Source organism: Streptomyces sp. NPDC003943 (assembly GCF_053605265.1).
The window spans coordinates 75,490-90,289 of record NZ_JBSGIW010000019.1 but is presented as its reverse complement, the minus strand read 5'-3'; the positions used below and the strand labels follow the sequence as shown (position 1 = coordinate 90,289).

The window sequence follows — 14,800 nt, the reverse complement described above, 5'->3', positions numbered from 1 at the left end:
AGCGGCTGGTCAGCAGGAAGGGGTGGTCGTGGGCCAGCTGTTCCAGCGCCCGGCGCACCTCCTTCAGCGGGGCCTCCCGCCCGGAGACGCTGAGGAACCTGCCGTACGAGCCCGTCCGCGTACCCGTCGTACGAGACCCGTCGGCCTACCGCCGTACGAGCCGAGGGCCGGGCGCGAAAAACGGCCGCGCGGGCCCGGGAAGAAACCCGGGCCCGCGGGAAGTCAGTGACGTCGGCGCGCTCAGGGCATCAGCGGCGGGCGGGGGTCCCGGGGCTCACGCGGCCCCTGGGCCGCGTCCTCGCGGATGACCTCACCCTGGACGACCTTCCCGTCCGGCCGGTGCATGCGGGCCTGCTGGAAGGCGTCCTGGAGGCTGCCCGGCGCGGCGGCGCTCATCCGCCGCTCGACGGCCTTCTCCGCGTACCGCCCGACGGCCGTACGGACCTGCGGGATCAGGAGCAGCAGGCCGGCCGCGTCGGAGAGCAGGCCGGGGATCATCAGGAGCAGTCCGCCGAGCATCAGGAAGCCGTTGCGGTCCGCCGCGCCGGCCCGGTCGTCGGTCTGCGGCATCTCGCCGCGCCGCGCCGCCTCCTGGGCCCGCTGGAAGGTCCCGGTGAGGTTGGCGAAGGCGCGCCGGCCGGCCCGCTTGATCACGGTGGCGCCCAGCACGGCACCGGCGACGAGCAGCAGGAAGACGGTGAGGCCGCCCGTGGCGTTCGCCACGACGGTGAGCAGCCAGATCTCCAGGACCAGCCAGACGGCGAGGCCCAGCGGAAGGAACGTGCGCGCCCGGGAGCGCTGAGGGGCGAGGGGGGCAGATGCGCCGGTCGTCATGGTCCCCAGTGTGCCTGGGCGCCCGCAGGAACGTCGTAAAGGAGACATCAGTGCGGGCGCTGCACGCGGGGCGGCCTCTCAGGAGGACTTGCGGCCGAGCAGTCTGCCGACCTTCTCGGCCCGGGCGGTGAGACCCCAGCCGGTGACCCGCCACAGCGCCTCGACGACGATGTTGCGGCTCATCTTGGAGTCGCCGATCTCGCGCTCCACGAAGGTGATGGGGACCTCCACGACGTGGAAGCCGGCGGCGACGGCGCGGCGGGCGAGGTCGACCTGGAAGCAGTAGCCGGCCGAGGCGACGTCGTCGAGGCCGAGGCCCTCCAGGGTCTCCTTGCGGAAGGCCCGGTAGCCGCCGGTGACGTCGCGGATGGGGACGTCGAGCATGAGGCGGGAGTAGAGGCTGCCGCCGCGGGAGATGAACTCGCGGGACTTGGGCCAGTTCACGATGCGGCCGCCCGGCACCCAGCGGGAGCCGAGCACCAGGTCGGCGCCCTTGAGGGCGGTGAGCAGCCGGGGCAGCTCCTCGGGCTGGTGGGAGCCGTCGGCGTCCATCTCGACGAGGACGCCGTAGCCGTTGTCCATGCCCCAGCGGAAGCCGGCCAGGTAGGCGGCGCCGAGCCCCTCCTTGCCCTTGCGGTGCAGGACGTGGACGTGGTCGTCCTCGGCGGCCATCTCGTCGGCGAACTTGCCCGTGCCGTCGGGGCTGTTGTCGTCGGCGACGAGGATGTGCGCCTCCGGCACCGCCTTCCGCACGCGCGCGACGATCGGCCTGATGTTCTCCGCCTCGTTGTACGTGGGGATGATCACCAAAGCCTTGCCGAGCGGGCCGTAACGCCTCTGGCCACCGTCGTTCACTACTGCCCCTTCGGGATACGTACGCGAGCCCCCACCATAGCGAGCCCCGCGCACGAAGTGCGGGATCGGGGCCCGGCGTCCTTCGGGCCGACCCGGGACCCGCTGGCTGCGGATCGGCCGAGGCCGTTGTCTACTGAACGCCGGTACCCCACCCGGGTCGCACCCTCCGCCGGAAAAACCTTCCCTCGCCCCCGAGGCGCGGGCGGCGTTCGGTGCCTGCGTGGAGGTCTGAAACCGGTCGGACGTCCGTGGTGGACGCGCCGAACCTACCGGCCGCCGACTGCCTGCTGTCAACACCCGTTTGACCTGCGGCGATGAACCGTCCCCGCCGACACCCCAGGAGGATCCGCAGGTCAATGGGCGAGCCCGGAAAAAGCTGGACGGCCGTACGAAATGTGCTTACATCACTCGTTCGGCCGGACGAACACGGTCTGCCCGGAGACGACGGTCGAGAGGCAGACCGGGAGCTCGGATCCGGGGGACAGATCCGGCAGGCCGGGCGTTCCGGAGCGCGGATCGGTCGACCAGCGGGCCACCCGGTCGTCGGGTGCCTGCACCACCAGCTCGCCGGTGCGCCAGATCGCGTAGTCGGCGGGGGCGCCGGGCACCAGGGTGCCGGCGTCGTCGCGGCCGACCGCGCGCCAGCCGCCGCGGGTGTGCGCGGTGAAGGCGGCGCGGACGGAGACCCGGTGCTCGGGCGTCCGGTGGAAGGCGGCGGCGCGCACCGTGCCCCACGGGTCCAGCGGGGTGACCGGGCTGTCCGAGCCGAAGGCGAGCGGCACGCCGGCGCGGAGCAGTGCGGCGTACGGGTTGAGGCCGTGGGCCCGCTCCACGCCGAGGCGGTCGGCGTACATGCCCTCGTCGCCACCCCAGTACGCGTCGAAGGCCGGCTGCACGGAGGCGGTGAGGCCCAGCTCGGCGAAGGCGGCGATCGACTCGGGGCTGAGCATCTCGGCGTGCTCGACGCGGTGCCGGGCGGAGCGGATGCGGGCGAGGCCCAGCTTCTCGGAGGCGGTGCGGACGCCCTCGACGACCGCGTCGACGGCGGCGTCGCCGATGGCGTGGAAGCCGGCCTGGAGCCCGGCCTCGGTGCAGGCGACGACATGCGCGGCGATCGCGGCCGCGTCGAGGTGCGCCACACCGGTGTGCCCGGGGCCGGCGTGGTCGGCGTACGGCTCGTGCAGGCAGGCGGTGTGGGAGCCGAGGGAGCCGTCGGCGAACAGGTCGCCGGCCGCGCCGAGGGCGCCGAGCGCGCGGGCCCGTTCGATGTCGAGGTCGGCCCAGTAGCCGACGATCCGGGGGCCGGGCTCGCTGCGGGCGAGGTCCATCAGGCCGGTGAAGTCCTCCTCGGAGGAGATCTCCGGGCCGCCGCACTCGTGCAGCGTGCCGATGCCGAGCGAGGCGGCGTGCTGCCGGGCGGCGCGCTGGGCCTCGGTGCGCTGCTGCGGGGAGAGCGCGGCGTAGGCGGCGGCGCGGGCTGCGTGGTGGGCGTCGCCGGTGAGCGGCTGCTGCCCGCCGTGGAAGCCGTCGAGCGCGCGGATGCCGGGGACGAGGTCGAGCAGGGCGGTGGTGACGACGGCCGAGTGGACGTCGATCCGGGTGAGGTAGAGGGGGCGGCCGCCGGTGAGCTCGTCGAGCTCGGTACGGGTCAGCGGCCGGCGCTCGGGCCAGCGGGCGGCGTCCCAGCCGTGGCCGATGAGGATCCGGTCGGCGGGGCGGGCCGCGGCGTAGGCGCGGATCCGATCGGCCGCGTCGGCGAGCGAGGCGGCGGCGGACAGGTCGAGGCCGGTGAGGGCGAGACCGGTCGCGGTGGTGTGCACATGGGCGTCGACGAACGCGGGGGTGACGAGCGCGCCCTCCAGGTCGACCACGTCGTCCACGCCGGTGGCGAAGGCGTCGGCGGCGCCCTCCGAGCCCACCCAGGCGATGTGCCCGCGCTCCACCACCATGGCGGTGGCGAAGGGGTCGGCGGGGCTGTGGACTTCTCCACCGCGCAGCAGCACGGTGCGGTGTTCGTACGCGCTCATCCCACCAGGCTAGGACCTGGTGGGACCCGCTTTGTCCCCCGGCCCCCCGGATGCTTCGCCCCCGGTCCCTAGATGCGGGGCGGCCTGGCCTCGTACGGGGTGGACAGGACCACGGTGGTGCGGCTGGAGACGTGGGCCTGGGAGCGGATGCGGCTGAGCAGGTGCTCCAGCTCCAGGGGGGTGGCGACGCGCACCTTGAGGATGTAGTTCTCCTCCCCCGCGACGCTGTGGCACGCCTCGATCTCGGGGATGTCGGCGAGCCGGTCGGGGGTGTCGTCGGGGGCGCTGGGGTCGAAGGGTTTCACCGAGATGAAGGCGGTGAGCGGCAGGCCCACGGCCTCCGGGTCGACGACGGCGGCGTAGCCGCGGATGACTCCGCGCTGCTCGAGCCGGCGGACGCGCTGATGCACCGCCGAGGTGGACAGGCCGGTGGCCTTGCCCAGGTCGGTATAGCTCATGCGCCCGTCCTTGACGAGCAACTCGACGATCTGACGATCCAGCTCCTCCATGCGGTGACCCTATTGCCCCGGAGGGGCCGGAGGACAGCCGGGGGCGACCCGTATGCCACGGATCGGACATCCGCAGGGCACCTGCGAGCGGCATGTGACGAACGCCACAGGGTTTGCGGGGCCTCGGGCAGGACCTCACGGTTATGCGGTGGCCCGTATGGGAATTGCTTGCTGTGGTCGAGGCCGATCAGATCCGGCCGACCCGTTCGAGGGGGAGATTCTCCATGCAGGAGCCTGTTGATTCCGTCGGCACGTCCGTCGATCCGTCCGACGAGACGCCCGACGAGCTCGACGCGTACGACACCTTTGAGATGTTCCGGGTGATCTGCCCGGAGTGCGACCAGCCGATCGCGCTGCTCGCGGACGAGGACGTTCTGCCGGAGCACGCGCTCTGCCCGACGCCGTGGAACCCCTTCGTCCTCACCGTCTGCTCCGGTACGGGCCGGCCCGCCGCCGACCTCAGCCCCGCGGACGAGACCCTGGAGGTCCAGGAGCAGGACACGGCGCTGCTCCTGACGCTGCCTCGGGGGCTGGACTGGCGGATGCAGCCGTTCTCGCACGTCGGCGGTCCGGGCTCGCGGCCGATCAAGCGGACGTCGCTGCGCCGCGCCGCCTGACGCGCGCCGACTCGCCTGACGCGCCGACCCGCCGGACCGGCTGTCACCGGTCCGGCACCCACCGGTCCGCTCTCACCGTCCGGCTGTCACCGGTCCGGGCTGTCGCCGATCCCGGCTCGCACCGGTCCGGGCTGTCACCAGTAGCGTCCCTGCACCATCGCCGCCAGTGTGGCGTGGTGCAGGATCAGGCCGTCGGGATTCTCCGGCACCTCCACCTCCCCGAAGTACGCCTGGCGGTACGCGATCCTGAGCATGACGATCGCGTGCCGCAGCGCCGCGTAGAGGGTGTGGAACTCCATGTCCCGGGGTGTGTGCCCGGTGAGTTCGGCGTACCGCCGCTCGATCGCGTCGCGGCGCAGGAAGTCCGGCAGGCCGGGCTGGCCGAAGCTCACCGTGAGGTCCTGGAAGAAGCGGTGCAGATAGACCGTCCAGCCGAGGTCGACCTCGCGCGGGGCGAAGGCGGCCATCTCCCAGTCGAGGACCGCCGCGGGCCTGAACCCGTCGTAGACGATGTTCCCGATACGGGCGTCGCCCCAGGTCAGCACGGCCGGCCCGGGGTCCGCGGGCCAGTGCCGCTCCAGCCAGTCGAAGGCCGACTCGATGAGCGGTGAGGGCGCGAGGCCGTCCACCACCCAGGCGTAGTAGGCGCGTTGGGCGTCGACGTGTCGGCGCAGCGGATCCCCGGAACCTTCCGGGCCCTCCGGAAGGAGGAACTCCGCCTCCTTCGCCGGGAACTGGTCGTGCAGCCGCGCCAGGACGCCGACCGAATCGGCCTCCAGGGCGGCCCGTTCGGCGTCGCTCGCCGCGTGCAGCCAGTTCCCCTCGTACGTGTAGGGCATCACGTCCGGCGGCACCCGGCCCTCCGCCCGCGCCATCACGAAGAAGGGCGCGCCGAGCGGACCGGGGTCCTCCTCCAGCCACAGCACCCGCGGCACGGGTACGTCGGTGTGCTCGGCGACCAGCCGCATCACGCGGTGCTGGCGGGCCATGTCGTACACGGGGAAGACGGTGTACGCGGCGGGGTCGGCGGCCAGCCGCAGCGCGCAGCCCCGGACCGGGGCGTCCGGATGCTCCAGGTCGAAGAGCAGCGTCTCGCTGGACATGCCGTTGGAGCCGGGTACGGCGAGGTCGGCGACCCGCGCGCCGGGCAGGCGTGCGTCGAGCCAGGCGGTGAGGCGGCGGCCGAGTTCCTCGGGGTCGCGGGTGGTGGTGCGGGGACGGGGTGCCTGGGCGGTCATCCGCACTCCTTACGAGGCCGTGGAGGTGTGGTCGGCGAAGCCGCTCGGGTCGTGGCGGCCGAAGGAGCCGTGTTCGAAGATGCCGTAGCCGGTGTGGCCGTCGAGGGTGAAGCGGGCGGCGTGGTCGGTGACGCCGAACGCGGCCAGGGGGTGGGCGGACGGGTCGGAGAGGTCGTACACGCGGCGGTCGGTCCAGTCGCGGCCCTGCCAGCTGCCGTGCTGCCAGTCGGGCGCGGGCGGGTAGCCGGCACCGACGGCGAGCGGGGAGGACGCGAGGATCTCGACGCCGATCTCCAGGGGCTTGCCGGCCGGGTCGGTGAGGTGGACGACGGCGCGTTCGGGGTCGCGGGTGCCGGAGCGGTAGGTGATGTCGGTGCGGGGCCAGCCGAGTTGGGTGTCGCGCCGGCCGTCGCGCACCAGCAGCGCCTCGTTCAGCGTGCGGTAGCCGTCCGCGTCCTCCTGCGCGATGACCATGAGGAAGCGGTCGTCGAAGCGCATCGGGATCCAGAGCCAGTGGAAGCCCTCGGGGCGGAACTCCTCGGCGCGGCCCGGTTCTTCGCCGGGCAGCGGCCGGACGCCCCAGCTGCGGTCGCGAGTGCCGGTCCACTCCCCCGCCGTGACCGTGAACTCCTCGCCGCCCGCCCGGATCACGCCCGCGCAGTGGCCGGCCTGCACGAAGCGGCGGCCCTCCAGGGTCAGCCGGTCGCCGCGGCGCTGGGTGTGGTGGGGCTCCCAGACGGCGGGGAAGTCGCCGGTCCAGGTGAGGTCGAAGGAGAGTCCGTCGGGGTCGTCCGGGTCGGGGTCGCAGTGCAGGGTGAGCCGGCGCAGCGGCTCGTCGACGGTGATGCGGAGCGGCCCTACGGCCAGGTTCATCCGGTCGTCGCCGAGGGCGTCGGAGGCGCGGACGGCGTGCAGCCGGTCGCCGGCGCGCAGGGTCGCGTAGGCGTCGACGACGCCGGTGTTGGGGTAGACGCCGAGGCCGGCGATGAGCAGGGCGCGGCCCTGGTGGTCGAAGACGTGGAAGATGCACCGGTCGTAGGCGTTCCGGTCGCCGCTGACGTGGTGCTTCATGGACAGCGGTGCCTGGTGCACGGGGTATTCGTCGAGCGGGACGGGCCGGTCGTCTGACACGTGTTACCTCCTCGGCGTCACAGCGGATCTGACGGTATGTCAGAAATCCTGCCGAGGGCCAGAGTCGTGCACGGCGGGAAGGCCCGGGGACGCGTCGAACTGCCGCTCGACGGCGTCCGGCGGTGACCGGGGGTCGGGCCGGACCGTTGGTCCCGGCATGACCACGCTGTATACGACACCCAGCGGATACGGCCGGCACCGACAGTCCGAGCCGCACTTTGAAGAATCGGTTCAGCAGACGGTGCCCGCAGCGGCGCCCGCGCCGGTGCCCGTACCCACACCCATGCCCGTAGCCACACCTGTGCCCGGGCCCACACCCGTGCCCGTACCCGCGCAGGCGGCGCCCGCTCCCCCACCCCCGCCGGCGCCGCACGCCTCTGACCCGCCCATCTATTCGGCGGTGCTCCAGCTGTGGGCCAGCCACGGCCGGACCCTGCCCGGCCACCGCGACCTGGAGTGGAGCCGGCTCGCGGCCGGCCCCGTCTGGGCCGACCGGACCGTGCGCGTCAGCGGGATTCTGGTCCGGCCAGGTGACGCGCGATGACGATCCGCTGGATCTGATTGGTGCCCTCGACGATCTGGAGCACCTTCGCCTCGCGCAGAAACCGCTCGACGGGGAAGTCCGCGGTGTAGCCGTAGCCGCCGAGCACCTGCACCGCGTCCGTCGTGACGCGCATCGCCGCGTCCGAGCAGAACAGCTTCGCCATGGCCGCCTGCTTCCCGAACGGCCGGCCCTCGTCCCGCAGCCGCGCGGCCTCCAGATACAGCGCCCGCCCGGCCTCGATCTGCGTCGCCATGTCCGCGAGCAGGAAGCGCAGGCCCTGGAAGTCCGCGATCGGCCGGCCGAACTGGCGCCGCTCCCGCGCGTACGCCACGGCCGCGTCCAGCGCGGCCTGCGCCACGCCCACCGCGCACGCGGCGATCCCGAGCCGCCCCGAGTCCAGGGCGGCCAGCGCGATCGCGAAGCCCTGGCCCTCCGCCCCGATCCGCCGCGCATCCGGCACGCGGACGCCGTCCAGATGCACCTGCGCCGTCGGCGAGCCCTTCATGCCCATCTTCCGCTCCGGCGCGGCGGCGCTCAGACCGGGCGCGTCCCCCGGCACCAGGAAGGCGGTGATCCCCTTCGGGCCCGCGCCGCCCGTGCGCGCCATCACCGTGTAGAAGTCCGCGATCCCGCCGTGCGTGATCCATGCCTTCGTGCCGTCGAGCACCCAGATGTCGCCTTCCCGGACCGCGCGGGTGCGCAGCGCGGCCGCGTCCGAACCGGAGGACGGCTCGGACAGGCAGTACGCGCCGAGCAGCCCGCCGCCCAGCATCGCCGGGAGATGCGCGGCCCGCTGCTCGTCGGTGCCGAACGCGGCGAGCGCGTGGCAGGACAGGCTGTGCACGCTCACCCCGAGCGCCACGGTGAGCCGTACGGCGGCCAGCTCCTCCAGGACCTGGAGGTAGACGGCGTACGGCTGGTCGCCGCCGCCGTACGCGGAGTCGTACGGGAGGCCGAGGAGGCCGGAGGCGGACAGCAGCGAGAACAGCTCCCGCGGGAAGTGCCCGGCCGCCTCCTCCTCGGCGGCGCGCGGCGCGATCTCCCGCGCGGCGATCTCCCGTACCAGGGCGAACAGCTCCCTGGCCTCCTCGGTGGGCATCCGGCGCTCCACGGGCTGCGGGGCGTGATCGGCGCGGTCGGCGCGGTCGGGCATGGCGGCGCACTCCTCCCTCTCGGGGCCCGGTCCGCACCCTCACGGGCCCGCCCGGGCTTCGACACTGCGCCGATGCTGCCCCGGGACCGGGCGCGCGCGGGGGCGGCGGGCGCGGTGGCGGGTGGAGTATGCCCGTTCGGCGGGCGGATGAGACGAGACCCGGCCCGGGGCAGGGCGCCGGCCTCCCCGTCCGTCCGGTCCCGGGCCGCGGCCGTCCGGGGCAGGCACGCGTCGGCCGTCCGCCCCAAAGCCGCCGTGGTCCGGCCGGACATGCATCGGCCGCCCGGTCCCGGGCCGCGGCTGTCCCCCGTCGGGCACGCATCGGCCCTCCGCCCCCGAGCCGCCGCCGTCCCCGTCAGGCACGCATCGGCGGGCCCCTCCCGCGCCGCGGCCGTCCCCGTCAGGCGCCCATCGCCGCGTACTCGCCGAGCCACCCTGCCGCCACGCGGTCGCTTCGGGTGAAGACGGCCGCCCCTCGGCGACCCGCCGACGGGTCGGCCGGGTCCGCGGGCGGAAGGAGCAGCGTGGTCTCCTCTCCGTCGGCGGCCTGCAGGGTGGTCGTCGCACCGTTCCACAGGCGGATCACGGCTCCGGGCGGGGCCCATACGTGGACCGCGTCGTCCTGGAGGGCGAGGCGCGTGCCGGTGGCGCGCTCCGCGAGGAGGGCGCGGTAGCGGTCCGGCGGCAGGGCGCAGTCGCCGGGCGGGGTCGTGCCGTTCCAGTCGGGCGAGTCGATGCCGCGGGCCCGGGCCGCGCTCCACAGACGGGGGACGAGTTCGGGCGCGAGCGGGGCGGTGGCCATGCGCTCGCACATCCAGAGCAGGCGTCCGGCCCCTCGGCGGGCCCCCAGGGTGCGCCAGCGGATGCGCAGCGCGAGGTCGCCGGCGACGACGGCCACCCAGGGGTGGACGGTGCCGAGCGGGCCCTGCGCACCGAGCCAGGCCAGATAGCGCCGGGCCTCCTCCAGGATGCCGATCATGGAGTCCATGGGGATGCCGAGGACGTAGGCGGGGCGGCCGCGGAAGAGGCGCGGACGGGTCGCCGCGAGGAGCAGGACCGCGCGGGACAGGTCTCCGGCCTGCAGCCGCTGCTCGTCGTCGCCCGGCGGCGCGCCGGTCGCCGGTTCCTCCGCCGGGCCGATCCCCCAGGGATCGTCCGGCTCGCCGGCCGCCTGCTCGGTGTCCCGCAGGACGCGGCGCAGGGCGGCCTTCGCCCGCTCGGTGAACGGTGCCTGTTCGAGCACGGGCAGGCGGGTGCTGAGCAGGGCCGCGAGCAACTGCTCGGCGGCGACCGGATCTTCGGGGACCGGCGCTTCCCGCAGGGCCGTCGCCAGGTCGTCGGCGAGCGTGGCGTCGACCATGAAGCGGCTGGTCAGCCGGCCCAGCGGGCTGGGCTCCAGGCGGTCCCCGTCGGCGGCGGGCCGCAGGCAGCGCACCGAGGCGAGGAACCGCGCCGCCTCGTGCAGCGGTTCGACGCTGTCGTGGCCCTGGTACGCGGCGAACGTCCCGGCCCACCAGCGCTCCGCCTCGTCGAGGGTCGACAGGCGCTCCTGCACGGCCTCGGCGAGGAGATGGTCGGCCAGGCGGTCGTCGAGCCGCGACCGCACGGTGTATCCGGCGGCCAACCGCGCCTGCCAGTGCGCCCGTTCGGCCGGGTCGGCGAGCAGGAAGGCCCAGCCCTCGCGCTCGCCGGCGCCGATGCGGCCGGCCCGGCCGAACATCTGCTGGACCATGGAGACCTCGATGCGGTCCAGGCCGATGGTGGTGTCGCCGACGATCACCGCGCGGGCGGGCAGGTTGACGCCGGCGGCGACCGTCGAGGTGGCGACCAGGACGTCCGCCTCGCGGGCGCGGAAGGCATGCTCGGCCTCACGCTTGTACGGCCAGTCCCGGTAGTGGAGCCGTACCCCGGCCTTGGTGCACAGCCGCTCCACGGCCTCGGCGTCGTCGGTGTCCACGCCGGCGACGGGCACTCCGCGGTCGGCGGCCAGCGCGAGCGCCGTGGCCCGTACCCGGCGCTTGCTGCCGCAGAAGACGAGGACGCTGCCGCCTTCGTCGGTGACCTGCCGGGCGATGCGTACGGCTGCCTCGGTGCGGACGGCGGCCCGCGCTGCCCAGTCCGTCTCGTCGACCGGGGGCAGGAGGGGCAGTTGCCACGTGAGCCGGGTGGGACGCCAGGTGGTGCGGACCAGGCGGGCGCCGAGCCACTGGGCGACCTCGTCCGCGTTGGCGACCGTCGCGGACAGGCCGACGATCCGGGTGGCGGCGCTGTCCTCCCGTACCCGGGCGAGCAGCGCCTCGAGGACGGCTCCGCGCGTCGGGTCGCCGAGCAGGTGGATCTCGTCGACCACCAGGCAGCCGACCTCCGCGAGCGCGTCCCGCAGCGAGCCCGCGCGGCAGATCGCCTCGAACTTCTCGGTGGTGGCCACCCACACGTCGGCCGACCGGATCAGCTCCGTGTCCACCGCGGCCTCACCGGTCAGGCGCACCACCCGCAGCCCGCGGCGGCGCCACAGCTGGAGCTCGCGGTCGAGTTCGTCGGTGAGCGAGCGCTGCGGCACCAGCCAGGCCGCCTTGCGTCCGCGGGCGTGCGCCTCCAGGGCCGCGACCATCCCGATGGGGGTCTTTCCCGCGCCCGTCGGCGCCACCACGACCAGATGCCCGCTGCCGTCGAGCACCACCGGGACGGCGGCGGCCTGCACCGGGTTGAACGACGGGTGCGGCAGCAGGTCGGCCCAGTCGGGCGGCACGAGCTCGCCCACGGGCACGTACGTGTCGCCGTCGCCGCCCCCGTCCGGCAGCTCCTCCAGCGCGTCCCACTGGGCCGCGAAGGCGTCCCGGGCCGCCGTCGCCCAGGGCCCGGCGGCGGGCGCCGCGCCACCCGGGCCGGCCACGACCAGCTCCGTACGGCCGCCGGTGTCGGTGACCGTGCCGACCTGGCCGGCCTCCTCCCAGTAGCGGCTGACGCGGTACGGGACGTCCCGCTCCTTCAGCCACGTACGCAGCGGCTCGTGCTCCGGGCCGTCGGGGAGGATCACCCGCACGTCCTCGGCCGCGGCGAGGGCCGCGTCGGCCGGGCGCCACGCGGGATCGGCCACCTTGCACCACAACAGCGCGCGCTGCTCGGTCCCGTCGGGCACGACCAGGTCGTCCGGCCACACCGGGCCGCGGCCCGCGCGCACTCCCGCACGCGGCTGCGCCGGGACCCTGACGGTCGCGGTCACCGCGGGCACCGGACGGGAGGACCTGGTTCCGGTCGCCTGCCCGGCCTGGCGGGGCACGGCGTCGGTCAGCTGGTCGTACCGCTTCACGCCGAGATCCGTGAGGGTGAAGGCCGTGGGGCAGGCGGGGCAGACGAGCGCCGTGTACTGGTAGGTGCGGCCCTGGGACTCGTACGGTCTGCGCAGCGCGTGCAGCTCGCCGCCGCAGGCCGGGCAGCGGCGGTCGACGGTCTCCTCGTGGCTCCACCCCGGCTCCGTGAACCGCGCCGGGAACTCTCCGCCCAGCGTGACCCCCCACCGCTCCCGAGCCAGGTCGGTGACGGATCCCTGCACGCCGGTCTCGTCACTAAGCATGACCCGACTGTGGCATCCCATGATCACGTCGCGCACCCGGTTCGCGAGGTTTCCCCCGATCAAGCGGCCGCCGCGCACCTGCTCGCCGCGATCGCCCAGGCCGTTCTGCGCGGCCTACCGATACACGTCGACGACCACGCGGTCCGGCTGCGTGAGCGTGAACACGGAGTAGCGCGTCGAGGGGCCGAGCGAGATACCGAACTGGGCCCTGGCCGCATGGAAGTTCGTCAACTGAACGCCCTTGATGGTCGGCAGGTTCAGAGCCTGGTTCAGGTTCACGCCCGAGGCCAGGTGGACCGGATCCATCGTGATGAAGAGGTACGACGTGCCGGGCACGTCCAGATACTTCGTCTCACCGCTCATCGGGACGAATTCGCCGGTGGTGTTCGTGTACGTTCCGTATATCTGGGTGGACGACGTGAGGTCGAACACCAGGCGGTCGTAGTCCGTGTGTGTCGCGGCACGGATGCCCGTGATACACGGGTCGTCGTAGCAGGTCACGGACGTGGCTGCACTGGCCGTGTCGGCCATGGGCGCAGCGGTGGCGGCCGGCGACACGAGCATCGTGGCCATGGCCGCAGCGGCGAGAGGCCCGGCGACTCGGGCCCATCGACGGCGCGGGGCGCGCGCGGAGGATGAGACCTGCGCACGGGCGTTTCTCGTTGCTCGCATGGTGTTTTCCTCTTCTTCCGATGTGAGGGGAGGACACTGGCGTCACGGGCGGGGTGATCAGGCGCCGGCCGCCGACGGTTCACTCTGGCTGAGAGCAGACCCGCCCGTGAGCGAATGTCGTCAACCTCGGGGAACGAAGAGGATTCCTGCATAAGCGACGTGGTCAGAACGGGACGCTCACACCAGCCCCAACGACTGCAGCACGCGGCGCTGACCTGCTGTCGACTTGACCGGCCAGTAGAGGTAACAGACACCGCCTGTACCGCTTCTGACCTTGCCGTTCGCGTCGTAGCGCTTGGTGCGGAGCCAGATGTTCTCCCATTCGCGCCGCTTGTAGATCCGGCGGACGGCCTCGTCGCCGGGGGAGGCGGGGTCGTTGGCGATCACGTCGCCGTCGGCGGTGAAGCCGATGACGGTCATGAGGTGGCCCGAGGTGCCGTAGCCGGCGCCGGTCAGTTCGTCCTTGCGGAAGGACTGGGAGGTGATGGCCGGGATGCCGGCCCGGGTCAGGGTCTCCAGGTCGGTGAGCGAGTGGAGCCGGGTCACGACGGCGTTCATGTCGGGGTAGGTGGCGGCGTAGGCGGCGTTGAAGGGCCAGTTGCCGCAGCCCGCGTACTGGTAGTCGTACGTGAAGCGGGCCGCGTGGCAGACCTGGGGGTCGGCGTACGACGGGTTCACCCAGGCGAGGTCCTCGGCGGCGGGGCGGCGGCCCCAGTACTCGACGATCATCTGCGAGGAGGTGGGGCTGCACCAGGCCTCGCCGCCGTTGTCGTACTCGGGGTACTGCCCGACGTGGATGTTCTGCGAGTAGCGCGGCACGACCAGCTCGTGGCCGGGGCCGGGCTCGGAGGCGGGCACGGTGAAGCGGTCGGGGACGTCGGAGGCCATCGCGCCGAGGCGCCAGACCGTGGGGGTGAGGGTGGTGCCGGGCGTGCGGTGGAGGGTGAGGCGCAGGCGGTACGAGACGAGCCGGAGGCCGCTCGCCGGGTCGTCGATCGAGAAGGTGTCGGTCCAGATGGACGCCTTGCCGTCGCTCTGGTCGTCGACGGAGGTACGGCGGATGTCGGCGTCGCCCGCGGCCCAGCGGCCCATCACGAACCAGGGGGTGTCGGTGCCGTCGCCGTAGGTGCCGCGCAGTTCGACCTGGAGCCAGGTGCCGGGCGGGGTGTGGGCGTTCCAGGAGGCGACGACCTCGGTGGCGGGGACGGTGGAGGTGTGGACGGGCGAGGTCCAGCGGGCGTACTCCCAGGTGGCCGTCCGGCCGGTGTGCGGGTCGGTGTAGTCGGTGCGGCCGGCCGGGGTGTCGATCTCCAGGCCGGGGCGGTGGCCGGCGACGGCCCTGGTGCCGGCCGGGGTGCCGCAGCGCCAGTCGGTGTACGTGGACCAGAAGCGGTTGTCGACGAGTCCGGGCGCCGGGGCGTGGCCCGTGGTCTCGTCGGTGCACGTCTCGCGGTCGGCGCAGGCCTCCGCGGCGGAGGCGGCCGGGGCCGTGGTGGCGGCGGTGGCGGCCGCCGCGGCGAGGGCGGCGGCGAGGACGGTTCTGCGCGGGGTGGCAGGGGGCATGGGCGGTGACCCTCCAGTCGGTGATGGCGAACGGACGGGCTGCGCGCCCCATAATCGCGGCACGCGGACGGCTTCTGCCAGCG

General features: G+C 73.9%; 11 protein-coding genes. 1 reads left to right on the top strand and 10 read right to left on the bottom strand.

Going from position 1 to position 14,800, the window contains the following annotated elements:
• Positions 1-240: 240 nt before the first annotated feature.
• The 4 genes from fxsA to ACWEV0_RS11410 all read right to left on the bottom strand — a co-directional run bounded on the left by fxsA (position 241) and on the right by ACWEV0_RS11410 (position 4,225).
• Positions 241-834, bottom strand: a complete 594-nt coding sequence (gene fxsA, locus ACWEV0_RS11425) for an FxsA family membrane protein (RefSeq protein ID WP_453148554.1) — start codon at positions 832-834, stop codon at positions 241-243.
• Between the two features lie 78 nt (positions 835-912).
• Positions 913-1,689: a polyprenol monophosphomannose synthase gene (locus ACWEV0_RS11420; RefSeq protein ID WP_453148552.1), complete on the bottom strand. Its 777-nt coding sequence runs from the start codon at positions 1,687-1,689 to the stop codon at positions 913-915.
• Between the two features lie 404 nt (positions 1,690-2,093).
• A complete protein-coding gene (locus ACWEV0_RS11415; RefSeq protein ID WP_453148550.1) occupies positions 2,094-3,716 on the bottom strand; it encodes an amidohydrolase in 1,623 nt (540 codons plus the stop codon).
• 68 nt (positions 3,717-3,784) lie between these two features.
• Complete coding sequence (locus ACWEV0_RS11410) at positions 3,785-4,225, bottom strand: Lrp/AsnC family transcriptional regulator (RefSeq protein ID WP_189976755.1); 441 nt, start codon at positions 4,223-4,225, stop codon at positions 3,785-3,787.
• A gap of 224 nt (positions 4,226-4,449) precedes the next feature.
• On the opposite strand from ACWEV0_RS11410, the gene ACWEV0_RS11405 reads away from it, so the two are divergent.
• Positions 4,450-4,842, top strand: coding sequence for a hypothetical protein (locus ACWEV0_RS11405; RefSeq protein ID WP_453148548.1), 393 nt, complete (start codon positions 4,450-4,452; stop codon positions 4,840-4,842).
• Positions 4,843-4,976: 134 nt separating this feature from the next.
• Here ACWEV0_RS11405 and ACWEV0_RS11400 read toward each other — a convergent pair whose 3' ends face one another.
• From ACWEV0_RS11400 to ACWEV0_RS11375, 6 genes are all read right to left on the bottom strand, one after another.
• Positions 4,977-6,080: a phosphotransferase family protein gene (locus tag ACWEV0_RS11400; protein WP_453148546.1), complete on the bottom strand. Its 1,104-nt coding sequence runs from the start codon at positions 6,078-6,080 to the stop codon at positions 4,977-4,979.
• Between the two features lie 9 nt (positions 6,081-6,089).
• The gene (locus tag ACWEV0_RS11395) at positions 6,090-7,211 is read right to left on the bottom strand and encodes a hypothetical protein (protein ID WP_453148544.1); all 1,122 of its coding nucleotides are present in this window, start codon (positions 7,209-7,211) and stop codon (positions 6,090-6,092) included.
• A gap of 506 nt (positions 7,212-7,717) precedes the next feature.
• Positions 7,718-8,908: an acyl-CoA dehydrogenase family protein gene (locus ACWEV0_RS11390; protein WP_453148542.1), complete on the bottom strand. Its 1,191-nt coding sequence runs from the start codon at positions 8,906-8,908 to the stop codon at positions 7,718-7,720.
• Positions 8,909-9,308: 400 nt separating this feature from the next.
• Entirely contained in the window at positions 9,309-12,482 is a 3,174-nt protein-coding gene (locus ACWEV0_RS11385; RefSeq protein ID WP_453148540.1) for a DEAD/DEAH box helicase, read from the bottom strand.
• 114 nt (positions 12,483-12,596) lie between these two features.
• Positions 12,597-13,055, bottom strand: a complete 459-nt coding sequence (locus ACWEV0_RS11380) for an AMIN-like domain-containing (lipo)protein (RefSeq protein WP_453148539.1) — start codon at positions 13,053-13,055, stop codon at positions 12,597-12,599.
• Between the two features lie 276 nt (positions 13,056-13,331).
• Positions 13,332-14,717: a peptidase C39 family protein gene (locus ACWEV0_RS11375; RefSeq protein WP_453148537.1), complete on the bottom strand. Its 1,386-nt coding sequence runs from the start codon at positions 14,715-14,717 to the stop codon at positions 13,332-13,334.
• Positions 14,718-14,800 lie beyond the last annotated feature (83 nt).

What these genes read in the sequence shown, in the direction of transcription:
- fxsA (WP_453148554.1), bottom strand. Translation starts at nt 834, where the DNA reads ATGACGACCGGCGCATCTGCCCCCCTCGCCCCTCAGCGCTCCCGGGCG.
- ACWEV0_RS11415 (WP_453148550.1), bottom strand. Translation starts at nt 3,716, where the DNA reads ATGAGCGCGTACGAACACCGCACCGTGCTGCTGCGCGGTGGAGAAGTC.
- ACWEV0_RS11410 (WP_189976755.1), bottom strand. Translation starts at nt 4,225, where the DNA reads ATGGAGGAGCTGGATCGTCAGATCGTCGAGTTGCTCGTCAAGGACGGG.
- ACWEV0_RS11405 (WP_453148548.1), top strand. Translation starts at nt 4,450, where the DNA reads ATGCAGGAGCCTGTTGATTCCGTCGGCACGTCCGTCGATCCGTCCGAC.
- ACWEV0_RS11400 (WP_453148546.1), bottom strand. Translation starts at nt 6,080, where the DNA reads ATGACCGCCCAGGCACCCCGTCCCCGCACCACCACCCGCGACCCCGAG.
- ACWEV0_RS11390 (WP_453148542.1), bottom strand. Translation starts at nt 8,908, where the DNA reads ATGCCCGACCGCGCCGACCGCGCCGATCACGCCCCGCAGCCCGTGGAG.
- ACWEV0_RS11385 (WP_453148540.1), bottom strand. Translation starts at nt 12,482, where the DNA reads ATGCTTAGTGACGAGACCGGCGTGCAGGGATCCGTCACCGACCTGGCT.
- ACWEV0_RS11380 (WP_453148539.1), bottom strand. Translation starts at nt 13,055, where the DNA reads ATGGCCACGATGCTCGTGTCGCCGGCCGCCACCGCTGCGCCCATGGCC.
- ACWEV0_RS11375 (WP_453148537.1), bottom strand. Translation starts at nt 14,717, where the DNA reads ATGCCCCCTGCCACCCCGCGCAGAACCGTCCTCGCCGCCGCCCTCGCC.